This window comes from Vibrio sp. A11, from assembly GCF_013048705.1.
Classification (GTDB): Bacteria; Pseudomonadota; Gammaproteobacteria; order Enterobacterales; family Vibrionaceae; genus Vibrio; species Vibrio metschnikovii.
Genome location: NZ_VHSI01000010.1, coordinates 26,575 through 42,111 on the forward strand (window position 1 = coordinate 26,575; position 15,537 = coordinate 42,111).

General features: G+C 44.1%; 13 protein-coding genes and 1 tRNA gene. 7 read left to right on the forward strand and 7 right to left on the reverse strand.

Going from position 1 to position 15,537, the window contains the following annotated elements; all coding sequences use genetic code 11:
* Positions 1 to 107 precede the first annotated feature (107 nt).
* Together FKQ60_RS11615 and FKQ60_RS11620 are read right to left on the reverse strand one after the other, a co-directional pair.
* Positions 108 to 935 (reverse strand): protein-glutamate O-methyltransferase, encoded by an 828-nt coding sequence (locus FKQ60_RS11615; protein ID WP_170905384.1) that lies wholly within the window; start codon positions 933 to 935, stop codon positions 108 to 110.
* A gap of 10 nt (positions 936 to 945) precedes the next feature.
* Positions 946 to 1,872: a chemotaxis protein CheV gene (locus FKQ60_RS11620; protein ID WP_158138789.1), complete on the reverse strand. Its 927-nt coding sequence runs from the start codon at positions 1,870 to 1,872 to the stop codon at positions 946 to 948.
* Between the two features lie 56 nt (positions 1,873 to 1,928).
* Here FKQ60_RS11620 and flgA point away from each other — a divergent pair, with 56 nt between their 5' ends.
* From flgA to flgN, 3 genes are all read left to right on the forward strand, one after another.
* On the forward strand, positions 1,929 to 2,696 hold the full coding sequence (gene flgA / locus FKQ60_RS11625; protein ID WP_170906536.1) for a flagellar basal body P-ring formation chaperone FlgA: 768 nt from the start codon (positions 1,929 to 1,931) through the stop codon (positions 2,694 to 2,696).
* Positions 2,697 to 2,800: 104 nt separating this feature from the next.
* Positions 2,801 to 3,121, forward strand: coding sequence for a flagellar biosynthesis anti-sigma factor FlgM (gene flgM, locus FKQ60_RS11630; protein ID WP_158138791.1), 321 nt, complete (start codon positions 2,801 to 2,803; stop codon positions 3,119 to 3,121).
* Positions 3,122 to 3,169: 48 nt separating this feature from the next.
* Positions 3,170 to 3,595, forward strand: a complete 426-nt coding sequence (gene flgN, locus FKQ60_RS11635) for a flagellar export chaperone FlgN (RefSeq protein WP_161438695.1) — start codon at positions 3,170 to 3,172, stop codon at positions 3,593 to 3,595.
* Between the two features lie 144 nt (positions 3,596 to 3,739).
* Here the strand turns inward: flgN and flgP are convergent, their stop codons facing one another.
* Positions 3,740 to 4,177 carry a flagellar assembly lipoprotein FlgP gene (gene flgP / locus FKQ60_RS11640; protein ID WP_040904104.1) on the reverse strand — a complete coding sequence of 146 codons (438 nt, stop codon included), beginning with the start codon at positions 4,175 to 4,177 and terminating at the stop codon, positions 3,740 to 3,742.
* 9 nt (positions 4,178 to 4,186) lie between these two features.
* A complete protein-coding gene (locus FKQ60_RS11645; protein WP_004394702.1) occupies positions 4,187 to 4,822 on the reverse strand; it encodes a FlgO family outer membrane protein in 636 nt (211 codons plus the stop codon).
* Between the two features lie 160 nt (positions 4,823 to 4,982).
* Here FKQ60_RS11645 and FKQ60_RS11650 point away from each other — a divergent pair, with 160 nt between their 5' ends.
* From FKQ60_RS11650 to FKQ60_RS11660, 3 genes are all read left to right on the forward strand, one after another.
* Positions 4,983 to 6,128, forward strand: a complete 1,146-nt coding sequence (locus FKQ60_RS11650) for a flagellar assembly protein FlgT (protein ID WP_170906537.1) — start codon at positions 4,983 to 4,985, stop codon at positions 6,126 to 6,128.
* A gap of 98 nt (positions 6,129 to 6,226) precedes the next feature.
* Positions 6,227 to 6,303 (forward strand) — tRNA-Arg (locus FKQ60_RS11655).
* A 148-nt stretch (positions 6,304 to 6,451) separates the two neighbouring features.
* Positions 6,452 to 6,958 carry a hypothetical protein gene (locus tag FKQ60_RS11660; protein WP_004394700.1) on the forward strand — a complete coding sequence of 169 codons (507 nt, stop codon included), beginning with the start codon at positions 6,452 to 6,454 and terminating at the stop codon, positions 6,956 to 6,958.
* Positions 6,959 to 7,006: 48 nt separating this feature from the next.
* On the opposite strand, the gene FKQ60_RS11665 is transcribed toward FKQ60_RS11660, so the two are convergent.
* Together FKQ60_RS11665 and gltX are read right to left on the reverse strand one after the other, a co-directional pair.
* Entirely contained in the window at positions 7,007 to 7,990 is a 984-nt protein-coding gene (locus FKQ60_RS11665; protein ID WP_154170385.1) for an OmpA family protein, read from the reverse strand.
* 379 nt (positions 7,991 to 8,369) lie between these two features.
* Positions 8,370 to 9,794 carry a glutamate--tRNA ligase gene (gene gltX / locus FKQ60_RS11670; protein WP_154170383.1) on the reverse strand — a complete coding sequence of 475 codons (1,425 nt, stop codon included), beginning with the start codon at positions 9,792 to 9,794 and terminating at the stop codon, positions 8,370 to 8,372.
* Between the two features lie 177 nt (positions 9,795 to 9,971).
* On the opposite strand from gltX, the gene FKQ60_RS11675 reads away from it, so the two are divergent.
* On the forward strand, positions 9,972 to 12,488 hold the full coding sequence (locus tag FKQ60_RS11675; RefSeq protein ID WP_170906538.1) for a heavy metal translocating P-type ATPase: 2,517 nt from the start codon (positions 9,972 to 9,974) through the stop codon (positions 12,486 to 12,488).
* 55 nt (positions 12,489 to 12,543) lie between these two features.
* Here the strand turns inward: FKQ60_RS11675 and FKQ60_RS11680 are convergent, their stop codons facing one another.
* Positions 12,544 to 15,198 (reverse strand): beta-N-acetylhexosaminidase, encoded by a 2,655-nt coding sequence (locus FKQ60_RS11680; protein ID WP_170906539.1) that lies wholly within the window; start codon positions 15,196 to 15,198, stop codon positions 12,544 to 12,546.
* Positions 15,199 to 15,537: the final 339 nt, after the last annotated feature.

Sequence of the window (15,537 nt, forward strand, 5' to 3'; positions counted from 1 at the left end):
AGGCCAATGATACGACTTTAGGTTAAAGCAAGAATTTAGCCATATTGAGCTTAATGATAAACAAAACCCGGCATACTGCCGGGTTTACCAGAATCAATCTGTTGTGTTTATTTTAGCTTATAAATAATACCGGGATTACAGCGAACCATATCAAAACGATCCGTCAGCCCAGTCAATGACTCTGAAGCTCCGAGCAATAAATAGCCACCAGGATTTAAACTACTCGCCATCTGATTCAGTACTTTTGATTTCATATCCGGTGCAAAGTAGATCAGTACATTACGACAAAAAATAATATCGAACTTACCCAAAAGGGCGTAACTTTCCATTAAGTTTTGAGGCCGAAAGTTAACCAATTTTTTTACGTTATCTTTGACTCTCATTCGTCCATCACCGTTTTCTTCAAAGAAAGCCCGACGACGCTCTGGCGACAACCCTCTGCCGAGTGCTAGATTATCGTAAATTCCTGATCGACACATATCTAGCATGCTGCTGGAAATATCGGTCGCCGTTATCGCCACACTCGGAAGCATACCCGGGCGCTTTTGCTGAACCTCTAAGACCGTCATCGCCATCGAGTAAGGTTCTTGACCTGAAGAGCTCGCCGCAGACCAGATTTTAATCGGTCTTTTGCTTTTCGCAACTTCAGGCAATAAACGTTCAGCCAACACCGTGAAAGGGTATGAATCTCGAAACCACAAGGTTTCGTTCGTGGTCATTGCATCGACCGCAGCGACTCGCAATTCACGATTTCTGCCCGTCACAACATCGCGCAACAGATCAGACAATGAGCTGAGCTTAAACTTATTGACCAGTGGACTAAGACGACTTCTCACTAGGTATTGTTTACTGTCGCCCAGCACGATACCGCACTGAGACTCTAAAAACCGACAAAAATCGCGATACTCTTGATCGCTGATAGTAATAGCAGTCATGTAGTTCTCTTTATTCTACTAGCGCAGCTTTCACCGCGTTGCCAAGCTCATCGGGATTGAATTTAGCGATGAAAGAGTTGGCACCGACCCTTTCAACCATTGCTTGGTTAAATACCCCACTCAGTGACGAATGGAGAATAACATATAAATTTTTTAATTCATTATGACGTCGAATCTCTGCAGTTAAGGTATAGCCGTCCATCTCAGGCATTTCAATATCCGAAATCACTAAACAGATTTGCTCATAGATACTGCCCTCTTCAGCCATACTTAATAGTTTTTCATAAGCATCTTTGCCGTCTTTGGTGAGAATACACTCAAAACCAATTGACTCAATCGCTCTTTGCACCTGTTTGCGTGCCACACTTGAGTCATCAGCAATAAGAATTCGGCGTACAATCGGTTTTTCTTGCTCAGCATGAGCAATATCTTCCCCAATCGATGCATTCATAATTTCGTTGACCGGGGCGATTTCAGCGAGGATTTTTTCTACATCAAGAATTTCAACCAACTCATTATCGATATTGGTGACGGCTGTGAGGTAATTGCCTTTACCTGCCGCTTCAGGTGGTGGCAATATCGCTTCCCAACGCATATTGATGATTCGCTCAACGGAGCTAACTAAAAAAGCTTGAATCGAACGGTTAAACTCGGCGATAACTACAAAGCTTTTATCAATATCAACCGTTGGACGGCCCCCAACGGCTAAGCTAAGATCGATCACAGAGACCGTTTGGCCACGGATATGAGCAACACCTTTAACTAAGCGATGTAAGTTTGGCATGGCAGTGAGCTTCGGGCATTGCAGAACCTCTTTAACCTTAAATACGTTAATACCATAACGTTGACGCCCGTTAAGACGGAAAGTCAATAATTCTAGTCGGTTTTGACCAACAAGTTGCGTACGCTGATTCACAGAATCAAGAATACCCGTCATAAGCTCATCTCCATCTCAAACTTTTATAGGAAAAAAGTGGTAGTCTAAATCAGGCTATGAAGAAATCAGAGAAACGAACTATGAATTCGAAGACCCGTTTATTTTCCCATTCCCCAACTAAGTGTAGAGGGTTCTACCACTTTTTTTATAACTCTATCGGCTTTTTATTATTTTTCTTTAGTCTCTCGGTTTTTTCTGCAACGCCAGAGCAAATCGAACAGATTCAGCGAGCAGCCGAAAGTCATGTCATCAACACCGTCGATAAGCCGATAGGCGGTGAATTGGTCGTCAATGCGGCCAACATTGATCCTCGGATCTTTGCTACCGATTGTCCTAATGAGCTACAGACATCGTCCTCATCTTATAGCGGCTCTGCTAGTAATATCACTGTATTGGTTGAATGCCCAGCAGATAACTGGCGAATTTATGTTCCCGTGAGGCTGACGATGACCGTTCCTATGGTGACGGCTCTTAATGCTTTATCCAGAGGACAAACGATTACGCAAAATGATATTACTCTTAGTATGGTAGATCTGCTTCGCTTTCGACGGCAAGGATTTTCCTCACAAGATATGGTAATTGGAGCAAAAACGAAAAGAAACTTACAATTGGGTGACGTGATCAATCGTAATGATATTTGTGTCGTTTGTCGAAATGAAAGCGTGTTGATCAGAGCCGTTAGTAACGGGATGAATATCACAACTAGAGGCACCGCTCTCTCTGATGGTAACCTAGGAGAGCAGATAAAAGTGAAAAATGATCGTTCAAACCGTATAATAGATGCACAAGTGAGCGGAATGGGGGAAGTTACCGTACAATTTTAATCCCTTTACGATCATTTTTTTATCGATGAGTAAACAAAGCACTAAAGTTTTCTCTCTCTCCGTCGATATGACGGTACCTATAGATCAATTTTAAAGGCTCGTTTATGGCAGGTATTGATAACATACGCTCAGGTCAATCGTTGGTTACAACGAATCGTTCACCTGCTCGTTCAGACACAAATACAGCAGCATCATCAACATCGAGTGCCGCTCGCTCACAATCATCTCAACAAGATGCGGTATCACTCAGTACCCAAGGCAAAGCCATTGGTGAAATGCACAGTGAGATGGCCGCAACACCCAGCTTTGATACGGCAAAAGTAGCGGCAATAAAAGAAGCCATAGCGAATGGTTCCTATGTCGTTGATGCTGAAAAGCTCGCAGATAATATGATTAAGTTTGAGAAAGAGTTGGGTGGTTTTTAACCATCAACCGACTTTCCAATCAAACCCGTTCGTTAAGGTGGTTGATTTATGGCAGCATTAAACGATTTAGTTGCATTCCAATTGAAAAATGCCCAAGAGCTTTCAGTGGTATTGGAACAAGAAAAAATAGCCATTACCAGCCGTGTTTCTACTGATATAGAATCAACAGCGAAACAAAAGATAGCCTTAATCAATCGATTACAGCAAACCGATCAACGTATCGCGAGTCATCCCCATCTTAATCAGCTCACGGAAGATGAATATTTACATAGTACAATGACTCAAATTCGTTCGATTATTCACGATTGTCAGCAAGCCAACCTAGTGAATGGTGAAGCACTGGCAAGAGCACAAGTCAGTTTTAATAAGCTGAATAATTTGATGCAGCAAAGTCACGGCAAAATTGGCATGACTTATAATGCGACAGGTCAAACTCATACCGTTTCTACCTTAGGCACCAACCTTAAAGCTTGATGATCCCCGTGCCGTTTTTACCTACCATTTTTTACTCGCCACTATTCTAAAGTCACTGATAGCTTGCCAACTCAAACCCGCAGCATAAAAAAAGCGGCCACAGCATTTGCAGCCACTTTCGTATATTCTGGAGAAAGAAAAGAGTTAAAATAAGGTTTGCTGACGTTTTTCTGGGACCTGCTGAACTTCGCCATAACTGCGTAATCGATCCATTTTACGGATATCTAACCGCAGTTCAGTTACATAGCTATCGCCAACTTTATAACTGCGAACCACTTCTGCACCTCGAATCACACCATCCACCGCACCTGAGGTCAGTTCAGTACCTAAACGTTGATCATGTAAATCGGCTCGGCCACTAACTCGCATACCATAAACTTGTTCTGCTAATTCACGGTAAGCATCTATTTTAGAAGCACGCATTGCTCGCACTTGCTTTTCCTCATCATCACGGCCTCGTTGTTCACTGATGCTGGCATAACCGACTGCCGTCAACCAATCATCTTCACGCATCGCCTGCAATGGCTGGCAACCGCTGAGCAATATGACGATGGTCAGAAAAAAAAGTAATGGTGATCTCATCATATTCTCCTAAGGGCGCAAGATAACACTGTATGGACGAGTCATTGTCGGATCAGAACGAATAAGTACACCGTCTTGCGTACGAATGGTATTCAAAGTATCTAAGTCACGTCCAATGCGATCAGCCGGCAAGAAACCTTGGGCAGTCGCAACCACGATTCTCGATTGCATACCAACCACTCGAGCATTAACCAATACCCCCCCTTCTTGACGGAGCATAGTACCCGTTAATACGTATTGAATTTCTTGCTCTTGAGCCAAATCTTTCCAGTCTCGACTAAAAGCAAAGTCACCTTGACGAGTGACTTGAATTGTCCCTGTGGTTTTAAAATCTACTACTTTAAAGCCGCGACGCTGGAACTGATGAATTAATCCTTCAGATACAGAGTTACCTAACCAATTGGTGGTATCCATATCTTGTAGATCCACAAACGAAGTCACCGCGATCGGGGTACGAGCCGTCACACTGGTATTGGACTGAACGAGATCTTCTGTCAAACTATCAATAAAGAAATCCAACGTATGGCGCGGACTTTCAATCAACATAAATTGTGAGCCAGAATACGGCTCTTTACCATTATAAATTGGCGCATAAGCACACGCCGTCAAAAAGACTACCGGTACTAAACCAAGCCATTTTTTCATTTTCTTCATCTCCAGATATACTAAGGCTATCGTCCCGTTCACCCGTTTTGACAAAACTGGAACGCTCTTTGCTTTTCTCAATCTGTCTTGGATTCAGAATTGCGCACCTACATCAGCTAACACTTACTAAGCAAGATTTATACCCAACTGGTAACTAATAATGAAAAAAAATGTTTCTTTTTTAATCTCAATGCTTTTCATGGCTTTTTTTGCCACCAAAAGTCATGCCGCTTGGTACGAAGTGACTGGCACCGCAACGATCGTTTCCTCTGAAGAGGTCGCTAGATTGCATGCTCTGGAAGATGCGCTGTATAAGGCGGTGAATTTTGCCGGGGCAGATATTGGTAGTATTAGTCATTTAATGCCTTTACTCGAAACCGATAGAAAGGAATATTTGTTTAATAACCATGAAGTTCGTTATATCTCCGTTGAAAATCGTAAGGTTCGCGGCAATGTCATGAAGGTTACGGCTCGTATCGACATTTATCCATCGGCAAGGGCTTGCCACAAAGAACAATACAAAAAGACCTTTTTAGTCGGCAATATTGATCTTGCTTCGCCACAACAAGCGGTGATGGGACAAATTTACACCATCGGTGATGATTTTGCTGATGTCCTCGATAGACAAATCGCTCAGCAATCTCATAGCTTTGTCTCTGTTGGAACCACTGATTACGATATCAATCATCGCAACCCGACTCGCATACAAATGATCGCACAAGATACCGGGGCTCACTATATTATCGGTGGGGTAATTAATGATTTAACAGCAACGATTGAACAGAAGGTTTTGCGAGATGATGCTATTAATCGTCAGTTTGCTCTCGAAATGCAAGTCTTTGATGGCAAAACCGGCAGTGAAATCTTGAGAAGAAATTATCGAGAAGTTGCGAGCTGGCCGTTTGCAAAAACTAGCCAAGTCGATACTCGTAGCGCCCGTTTTTGGGCATCTACCTATGGTCAAATGTTGTTACGGGTGAGCCGGAACATTATGCTGGATCTCGAATCTGAAATCTCTTGTAAAATCACCTTACCAGAAGTCGTCGCCAAATTTGGGCAAACCGTCAGTATCGATCTAGGTCGTATTCATGGCGTGAAAGAAGGGGATAAATTACAACTTTGGCATACAGGATCGTTTATCGATCAGAACGGTTTGCCTCGTAATAAGGTGTCACAAAGTGATATCACCTTAACCGTCTCGCGCGTCTATGAAAAAAATGCAGAGTTGACGGTTGATCAGCCTGAACTGGCGTCAAGCATTCAGATTGGTGATGTTATGCATAAACAAGTGTCATTTTTAGAATAATCTCGTGACTAACTGGTCATTCAATCAGCGAATACCATCAAAAAAATGCACAATTTGGCGTATTGATGAGATACAATTAATGCGCCAAATTAATCAAAGCTCCCGTAGCTCAGTAGGATAGAGCGGTCCCCTCCTAAGGGACAGGCCACTGGTTCGACTCCAGTCGGGAGCGCCAAGATTGTTCGTTGTCCCCTGCCATTTTTTCGCACAATGTTGACCTGACGTTGATGAAGCTTTTTTTTATTCCTCTAGACTAAATTGACTGTCTCTATTATTTTTGGCCTACTCTTATTATTAACAAAGAACTCTATAGCGTAATCGGCATGACAAAAAGTAATCTCCAAACGAATACTGGCCATCGCTTTATCTCAAAAGCGAAAACGGCTTATAAAGTTCACATCCACACTCCCGATGATACCGTGTTACACCGATCAGTCGGTTATATCCGTTTAGGGGAAGAAAAAGGCTTAAAAAAAGCCATTAAACTGCGTAATGAGCTAGGGCGTGAAATGTGGGGCAAACACTGGCGACGAATTCTCAAAGATCCGTACCTCATGACTCGATTGCCACATAGCCTGGAACCGAAAATTATTTATAAGCCAAGACCCACTAAAGAAAATCCAAACTATCGTGACGCTTGCTATATCGCCGCCTGGCGTGATTACAATGAGCAAGGTGAATGTACCTTTAGAAGTGTCGTTTGTTCAATCAGTAAACACGGTAAACTTGCCGCTTATACGAAGACCAAAAAAGCCTTATTGGATGCTTATAAAGATTGCCTTGATATTTTGATCTTTATGGGCCGCTTAAACAGTATCGACTTAAAATAAGAAAGCTCACCGAAGTGAGCTTTCTTGCTGTATTAATCAACTACATCATTATTGTTTAACTTGATAATCAAACTCTGGAATAGTGATGTCAACCCGACGGTTAAGCTCACGTCCTTCCGCTGTACTATTAGAAGCGATAGGATTCGTCTCCCCTTCTCCTCGCCAAGTCAAGCGAGATGGCTGGATACCCTGCTCAACTAACGCATCCGCAACGGCTTTCGCTCGTTTTTCTGATAACGTTTGGTTGTATGCTGCAGGACCAGTAGCGTCAGTGTGCCCAGTAATTACTACCTTAGCTTGCGGGTATTGATTTAAAAAACGAACCAGCTTAGTCAGTTGCTGTTTACTTTCTTGATTTAAACTAACACTATCAAAAGCAAAACTGCTGCTATCAAGTCGTTGGAAGTCATAGGTTTTATTGACGAACACAGGTCCAGTTTCTACGATTTCTTCAACAACAATCACCTCTTCAATCACCGTGACGGGGCGACTTTCAACCACTTGAGTCGGTTGGGCTGCGGCACCAAAACGGTAACTCACACCAAGTGACACGGTGTTAGCTTCTGCTCTGGTTTGATCGTTATTGATATCCGTTAAAACTTGATATTCCGTGCGTAAGGAAACATTTGGGCTGACATTAAATTCTAGACCAGCAGCAGCAAGAAACGAGTAGTCACTTTCATCACCATAATCGACATAAGCACCACCGAGCTTAGCATAAGCACCGACACTTGGTGATAAAGAAAGAGTAAACTTAGGCGCCAAAGTAATCGCTTTCACTCTATCATCGGCCAATCCGATACCAGTAAATTTGCCAAGCATGTCATAACCCGCTTCCACGGCTAACCATTCATTTAGGTTGTAACCAAGAAAAGCCCCCATACTCGTATCTCTGTCTTCACAAACCTCACCAGCTCGACAGGAATCATTCAACCATGTTTGTCCTAATTTGCCGCCTAAATATACGTCTGCCATTGCAGAAGAAGACGCCGCCATTAAAGACGCTGATATCATCGCCACTAACTTTTTCATAATCCTTTCCTTTTGACTAATTATTATCATTAGCATGACCAAACCGGATTGTAGCTAACCAATAACAAAACGCTAAGGCCTCCGTTACCAAACGGACCACTGCTGTATCTATTACTCATCGAGAGGTGCCGTTGAGTAACCCACGGTTTAATATCTATTAACCAAGGTCATTTATCAACCGCCAGATTCATAATACCTGAAGAATGTTAAACCAATGTCATGTGAATTAAAAATAAGCAACAACACACAAAAAAAATAGAGATTAACCAAATTAAAAGGGGTTAATAATCGTTAATGCGCTGATAACAAACTTGCTCCATAAAAAAACCGCAGCTTCAATCGGCCGCGGTTTCAACACTATGGATTATTCTCAATCGTGTTATGCGTTTGCTTCACGCTCTGCAATAAAATCTAATGCCATTTGAATACGTTGTACTACACGCGCTTTACCAATCAAATGCATAACCGCATCAACAGAAGGTGATTGCCCACCACCGGTGACCGCGACTCGTAGTGGCATACCAATTTTCCCCATACCAATAGCCAGCTCTTCACACACTTGAGCAATCACTTGATGCAACGCGTCAACACTCCACTCTGGTAATTCGTTAATCTTGGTTAATGCCAATGCCAGTGGCTCTTTGGCAACACCGCGTAAATGTTTTTTCGCGGCATCGGCATCAAACTCAGTGAAATCTTGGTAGAAATAACGCGATTGTTCTGCCAGCTCAACCAAGGTATGGCAGCGCTCTCCAACTAATTTAACCACTTCAGATAGGGCTGGACCTTGCTGCTTATCAATACCTTGCTGAGTAAAATGCCACTCTAAATGTTTAGCGACGTATTCAGGATCTGAGGTTTTAATATAGTGATTATTCAACCATAACAACTTGTCGGTATTAAAAGCCGAAGCCGATTTAGAAATGGCATTAAGACTAAACAGATCGATCATCTCTTGACGAGAAAAAATCTCTTGGTCGCCATGTCCCCATCCTAAACGCACTAAATAGTTGATCAGTGCTTCTGGCAAATAACCTTCATCACGATATTGCATCACCGACACCGCACCATGGCGTTTGGATAATTTGGCTCCATCATCGCCCAAAATCATCGCACAGTGAGCAAATGTTGGAATCGTCGCTCCCATCGCCTGATAAATATTAATCTGACGAGGCGTGTTGTTGATATGGTCTTCACCGCGAATCACATGGGTAATCCCCATATCGACGTCATCTACCACGACACAGAAATTATACGTCGGCGAACCATCGGTACGACGAATAATTAAATCATCCAGTTGATCGTTACGAATTTCAATTCGGCCACGGATTTTATCATCAAAAATCACGCTGCCTTCTTTGGGATTTCGGAAACGAATCACGCATGGATCGCCCTCTTTTGCAGCTTCATTCACCGCTTTGATTTTAGGATGATTGGCATCATAACGAGGCATCTCTTTGTTCGATTCTTGCTCGGCACGAATCTCATCAAGCAGCTCTTTGGAGGCGTAACACTTATAAGCTTTATTCTCAGCCAATAGCTGTTCAACCACTTGGTTGTAACGGTCAAAACGCTTCGTTTGATAGTAAGGGCCCTCATCCCACTCAAGGCCCAGCCACGTCATCCCCTCAAGAATCGCATCGACTGCCGCTTGAGTTGAACGCTCGAGATCGGTATCTTCAATACGTAGAACAAATTCACCACCTTGACTCTTCGCATAGAGCCAAGAATATAGAGCGGTACGAGCGCCCCCTACGTGTAGATAGCCTGTTGGGCTTGGAGCAAAACGAGTTTTAACCGTCATTATTGATTACCTTTTTCATAAACTTCAGCCAAAGCTTGGCATGAGCGAAATTTTGCGCGCCATTCTATCACTCCCACTGCACAGACCCAAGAAACTTCAAAAAAGTCATGATCATTCGCTTGACCTTACCTTAAGGTTAAGGTTTATCCTACTTCCAATCAGTCAGGAGAGATAACAATGCATCATTACGCTTTATCTTTATCAGGGTTAAACTGTATGGGCTGCGCGCGCAAGCTAGAGCGCCAATTACACAGTGAGTTTACCCTGCACATCCATTCGTTGTCGCCCACATTCATTGAACTCGATGTAGACACCTCGCTTGATAATCTGCTGCGCTGTATCGAGTCTTTAGGTTATCAAGCGACATTAAGTCAGTCGCTAACAAAAGAGGAAGCCTCGATTACGACGCCAACAACCGTTGGTGACAGCGCAAAAGAACCTATCCCCCTCGAACCGACATCAGCGACAATTAGCACCTATTTATTGATTGAAGGAATGACTTGTGCCAGTTGTGTGGCTTCGGTAGAGAAGGCCCTCACTGCACTTCCCGGTGTTAATAAAGTACAAGTCAATTTAGCCGAGCAAAGTGCATTAGTACTCAGTCAGCAACCACTCACTGAGCAGTTATTAATCGCAGTAAAACAAGCAGGTTATCAAGCTCAATCGGTCGATGATCCTCTTGAACAGCAAGCTAAACAGCAACAACAATTGACGATGATGCAACGATTACACCAACGCAACGCGATGATAGGCCTTGTACTTGGTGGCCCGATGATGCTGTGGGGGATGGCTGGCGGTAGCATGATGATCGATAATCGCTATGATCAACTAGGTTGGGGACTGATTGGCGTGGCATGCTTAGCAATGCTCGCCACTGCAGGACGTGTGTTTTTTGTCAATGCTTGGCAAGCACTACTCCACCGTCGAGCCACGATGGATAGCTTAGTTGCTTTAGGAACGGGAGCAGCATGGTTTTATTCGATGCTAGTGGTTGTCTTTCCTGAATGGTTTCCCGCCGCAGCGCGGCATGTCTATTTTGAAGCTTCAGCGATGATCATTGGTCTTATCTCTCTGGGTCATTATATTGAAACGAAAGCCAAATCAAGAACCACCCAATCGCTGCAAGCCTTAATCAATCTACAGCCACAACAAGCCATCTTGGTGACGGATAAAGGTGAACAAGTCATGGCTATTGCTCACATACAGCAGGGTATGACGCTGCGTATTAAACCCGGAGCAAAAGTCCCAGTCGATGGTGTAGTGATCGACGGCGATTCTTATATTGATGAAGCCATGCTGACTGGTGAGCCGATTCCCGCCCATAAAATACCGGGCAATACCGTTTCCGCAGGTACCATCAATCAAGATGGCAGTTTATTAATTGAAGCCACAGGGATCGGTTCACAAACCATGTTAGCTCGTATTATTCAAATGGTACGTCAAGCACAAAGCAGCAAGCCAGCCATTGCCAAACTGGCCGACCAAATTTCGGCCGTATTTGTCCCTATCGTGGTGGTGATAGCCTGTATTGCTGCGGCAATCTGGTTTTGGTTTGGTCCAGATCCTAAAGCCAGTTATATGCTCGTGGTCGCAACCACCGTGTTGATCATCGCTTGCCCCTGTGCCCTCGGTTTGGCGACCCCACTTTCCGTTACGGTTGGTATCGGTAAAGCAGCAGAAATGGGCATACTGATTCGTGATGCCAACGTTTTACAATTAGCCAGTAACATCGATACTGTGGTTTTTGATAAAACGGGCACGTTAACGCAAGGCAAACCTAGCGTTCAACACGTCGTTAGCTTTGAAGATGACGAATCGGCATTGCTCAGTTTAGCCTTTGGCTTAGAGCAGTATTCAGAGCACCCACTGGCTAAAGCCATTTGCGAATACGCACGGCAGTACAATGGAACGGCCGCAAATATTGCACAGTTTGAGAATCAGCGTGGTAAAGGCGTTCAAGCGTCTTATCAAGGTGATAAGGTACATTTAGGCTCATTAAGCTACATGCAAGAGCTCGCTATCGATCTCAGTGTTGCGCAAAGTACCATTCAATATTTTGCGGTTCAGGCATGGACTCCCGTCGCTATCGCTCGACATCACCAGTTGATTGGGATGATAGCCATTGCTGACCCTATCAAAGCCAGCGCAGCCAAAGCCGTTAAAGCTCTACAACAAATGGGGATTCATACCGTAATGCTGACTGGCGATCAGTACAGTGTTGCCGAGTCAATCGCCAAGCAACTAGGTATCGATCAAGTCATTGCCCAAGTCCTACCTGAACAAAAGGCGCAGCATATTGAGCAGTTACAGCATCAAGGCCGGCACGTAGCGATGGTTGGAGATGGCATCAATGATGCACCTGCTCTGGCACAGGCAAATATTGGTATCGCAATGGGTAGCGGCAGTGATGTGGCGATAGAAAGCGCACAAATGACATTACTGAACTCTTCACCGTTAGCCGTCGTCAATGCCATCGACCTGTCTAAAGCGACCTTAAAGAATATGCAACAAAATCTATTTGGTGCTTTCATTTATAATACGCTCGGTATCCCAATTGCGGCTGGAATACTCTATCCGGCATTTGGTTTTTTACTCAGTCCGGTCGTGGCTGGTGCCGCAATGGCTTTATCTTCAATTACTGTCGTAACCAATGCTAACCGCCTTCGTTTTAGCAAAGTACGCTATCATGATTGATGGCTAAACACTCAGAATATAAAAAAGCCTCTCAATAGAGAGGCTTGAGCGTATATCATTCGTTTATGACAGTAACCCGACTGAATCGCATTCCGCTTGCCGACGTCGAACGAAGCGCGACTTCACCACTCACTTGAGGAGGATTGCTAGCATCAAAATCAGACCATTGCTGTCCATCCAATGAATATTGCAGGCTCACACCTGGAAATTGAACATTCATGGCTAAATAGCCATTATCGATACGTGCTCCCGGTATTGGTAGACGGTAATCGATACCCGCTTTTTCAAGCTTCGCCAATTCACGCTGACCCAGCACATTGGCAAAGCGGTTGTAATCTTGGTTAAGCGCTGCTTGGTTAACAAGTTGGCTGTCTTGTGAATACTCAACCCCTACTTTGTAGTCATTTTCCCACTCAGCTCGGTGCCACGCACGTTCAGCCGCGGCTAATACGCGAGGGAATACCATATACTCATATTGCTCATCATTGCGCACCGTCTCAGACCAAAGCTGTGCCGATAGACCATAGAAAGGTTTGCCTTGTACTTCACCTTTGCCCGTAAAACCATTCCCGTCGCGATCGAGTGAAGTTTCCGCATTTTGTGGCATGTTCTCAGGTGCGAAACTGAACATTTTACGCGTATCGGTAGCACGTGTAGCCCAATAGTAGCCGCGCTCTTTTGGATCGGCTTCATACGGCATATCCATATAAACGTAATCTGGGTTAGAAACAATCACGTCATAGCCTTGTTTGGCCCATTCGTAAACCGATGCGCTGCCGCCCCAATATAGAGTGTCCCAGAAGTTAACACGTTTATTCGTGGTGGCGAAAGCTTCTGGACCTTCACTGTACTTCAGACCATCTTGCCACGCTTGGAAGCTTGGGATGCCTTTCTCAGCGACAATTTTAGAGACTTGCTCTGCAAAGAAACTTGGCAGGTGACCAAAATCACTCACGGTACCGTCTGCAATCAGTATCTGACATTGTGGCGACTGTGCGAATGGCTTATCTTGCTTAGCGAGATCTATCGTGCCTTTCCAGTCAACTTTATCTTGAGCGTTTACGTCTTGAAAGCCTGCGCCAAGCTTGATGTTTTTCGCTTCGTCGCCACCAAAGTGCCATGTGGTTAGCGGTGCACCTGCTTCGATGTGCATGGCGGCCACTTCAGAAATCACTTTATCGACAAAGCGCGTTGATGATTCCATACAAGGGTTAATGAAGCTTTGTTTATCATAGAACTGAACCGTGGTCACATTTGAAGTATCTTGCGGATCCATCAAACGGTATTCATTCGCTTGTATTTGCTTACCTTGTGCCATTAGTCGCTCGTAACGTGCTTCCATTGAAACCACCGCTGCGCGAGCGTGCGCTGGCATATCAATTTCAGGAATGACTTCAATATGGCGTGCTTTGGCGTACTTAACAATATCGATATAATCGGCTTTACTGAAATAACCAGAGCCAAAGTTATCCGATGTCGGTCCAGAGCCTAGCTGAGGCAACAAGCAATGCTTCTCTTCCAGATCAAAACAACGCTTAGCGCCTACCTCGGTCAATTCTGGCAAACCGGGGATTTCTAGACGCCACCCTTCATCATCGGTTAAATGAAGATGAAGTTTATTCATCTTGTACGCCGCCATTTGGTCTAGCGTAGCTAAAATGGCTTGTTTGGAATGAAAATTACGCGCGACATCAACCATTACGCCGCGATACTCAAAACGAGGAGCATCTTGAATAAACAGCTGTGGTAAAGCATCAGGCTGTTGGCTGTCGATAAGACCAAAGATAGATTGTACTGCGTAAAAAGCACCCGCCTGGTCAAACGCTTTAATCACAATACCGTCGCCTTTGATGGTCAACTCATAAGCCCCTGATTTTGCTAATTCACCAGTGAAACCTGTAGGAACAACCGTAACGCTGACAGGAAGCTCACCACGAACATTTATCCCGATCACGGCTGCGCGATGTTGAATTGCGCTGTATTGGGTGGCATTGAATGCTTCTTTAGGCAACGCGATACCTGCCGCAATATCCACCACGCCTTGACCCGCTTCAACGAGCATTGGGGTTGGGAGTAACGTAGTGGAAACCTCTTGTTTTGCTAGGTCGGCATTCTGCTCAAAACGCGATATCGCGTTGGCAAAAACGTTATTGTCTTCTGGAGTCCGTTTTAAATTATTACCGTCAATACCGCTCACAAACGAAGCAATATCTTCGGTATTCAGCGATGCAATAAGCCTAGGCTCTGCATTAGGAGCGACCACAAAAGCACCTGGCATAAAATCAGTGTCAAACAGCGTCCAATATTCACCGATGAGTGGTAAAACGACCTCTTCACCCGCCGCAAAACCGGCAAATTTCTCTGTTGGCTCTAGTTTATGTAAATCACCCGTCACGCGAGAAATTTTAAACTGGTCATTCTCCACATCCAAAATCAAGCGAATACTGTGAAAGTAGATAGCCCAGTCTTTCGACTTTATCGCCTCACCTTGATTAAGAAGCGTCATATTAACCTTATTACATGAAGCCCATTCTGCACCGAGAGCTTCACAAGCCAAGCCGTCATTAGCGCCGTGGTTTGTGACGACGTGATATTGAATACCCAAATTGCCCGCCAGTGAATTGACTAGCGCTTGATTAGACGTGCCCATCATTGAACATCCCGCTAATACTGCGGTGACTGAAATGGCGATTACACTCTTGTTCAACATAGAATTACCTTCTTTCGGTTGGAAATACAGGAAGGAGTAAACTCTTTTTCCTCCCTTGATGACGGCATTATCCGATGATTGCCATGATTCATCTTCCAACCATAACGCGAGTTATTTTGCGGCGTAAAATTAATCATACTAAGCAGTGATCACGTTCAAATTTTAGGTTTTATGAAAATAAAAAATCATTATTTATCAATAGGTTAAAGTTAACGTCAAAATCGACACTTCTATTTTGACGAGATTACTGCGATCTCAATCACATCAATGTCATAATCCTATCTACTTATTGAGATAATGATCACTTTTCGTAGCAGCAATCGCTGATCGTCAACTTAA

Excerpts from the sequence above, each read along its gene's own strand:
- FKQ60_RS11650 (WP_170906537.1), top strand. The coding sequence starts at position 4,983 with ATGAAAAAAAATGTTTCTTTTTTAATCTCAATGCTTTTCATGGCTTTT.
- flgM (WP_158138791.1), top strand. The coding sequence starts at position 2,801 with ATGGCAGGTATTGATAACATACGCTCAGGTCAATCGTTGGTTACAACG.
- FKQ60_RS11645 (WP_004394702.1), bottom strand. The coding sequence starts at position 4,822 with ATGAAAAAATGGCTTGGTTTAGTACCGGTAGTCTTTTTGACGGCGTGT.
- FKQ60_RS11620 (WP_158138789.1), bottom strand. The coding sequence starts at position 1,872 with ATGACGGGTATTCTTGATTCTGTGAATCAGCGTACGCAACTTGTTGGT.
- FKQ60_RS11660 (WP_004394700.1), top strand. The coding sequence starts at position 6,452 with ATGACAAAAAGTAATCTCCAAACGAATACTGGCCATCGCTTTATCTCA.
- FKQ60_RS11665 (WP_154170385.1), bottom strand. The coding sequence starts at position 7,990 with ATGAAAAAGTTAGTGGCGATGATATCAGCGTCTTTAATGGCGGCGTCT.
- FKQ60_RS11615 (WP_170905384.1), bottom strand. The coding sequence starts at position 935 with ATGACTGCTATTACTATCAGCGATCAAGAGTATCGCGATTTTTGTCGG.
- flgP (WP_040904104.1), bottom strand. The coding sequence starts at position 4,177 with ATGAGATCACCATTACTTTTTTTTCTGACCATCGTCATATTGCTCAGC.
- FKQ60_RS11680 (WP_170906539.1), bottom strand. The coding sequence starts at position 15,198 with ATGTTGAACAAGAGTGTAATCGCCATTTCAGTCACCGCAGTATTAGCG.
- FKQ60_RS11675 (WP_170906538.1), top strand. The coding sequence starts at position 9,972 with ATGCATCATTACGCTTTATCTTTATCAGGGTTAAACTGTATGGGCTGC.
- flgA (WP_170906536.1), top strand. The coding sequence starts at position 1,929 with ATGAAGAAATCAGAGAAACGAACTATGAATTCGAAGACCCGTTTATTT.
- gltX (WP_154170383.1), bottom strand. The coding sequence starts at position 9,794 with ATGACGGTTAAAACTCGTTTTGCTCCAAGCCCAACAGGCTATCTACAC.
- flgN (WP_161438695.1), top strand. The coding sequence starts at position 3,170 with ATGGCAGCATTAAACGATTTAGTTGCATTCCAATTGAAAAATGCCCAA.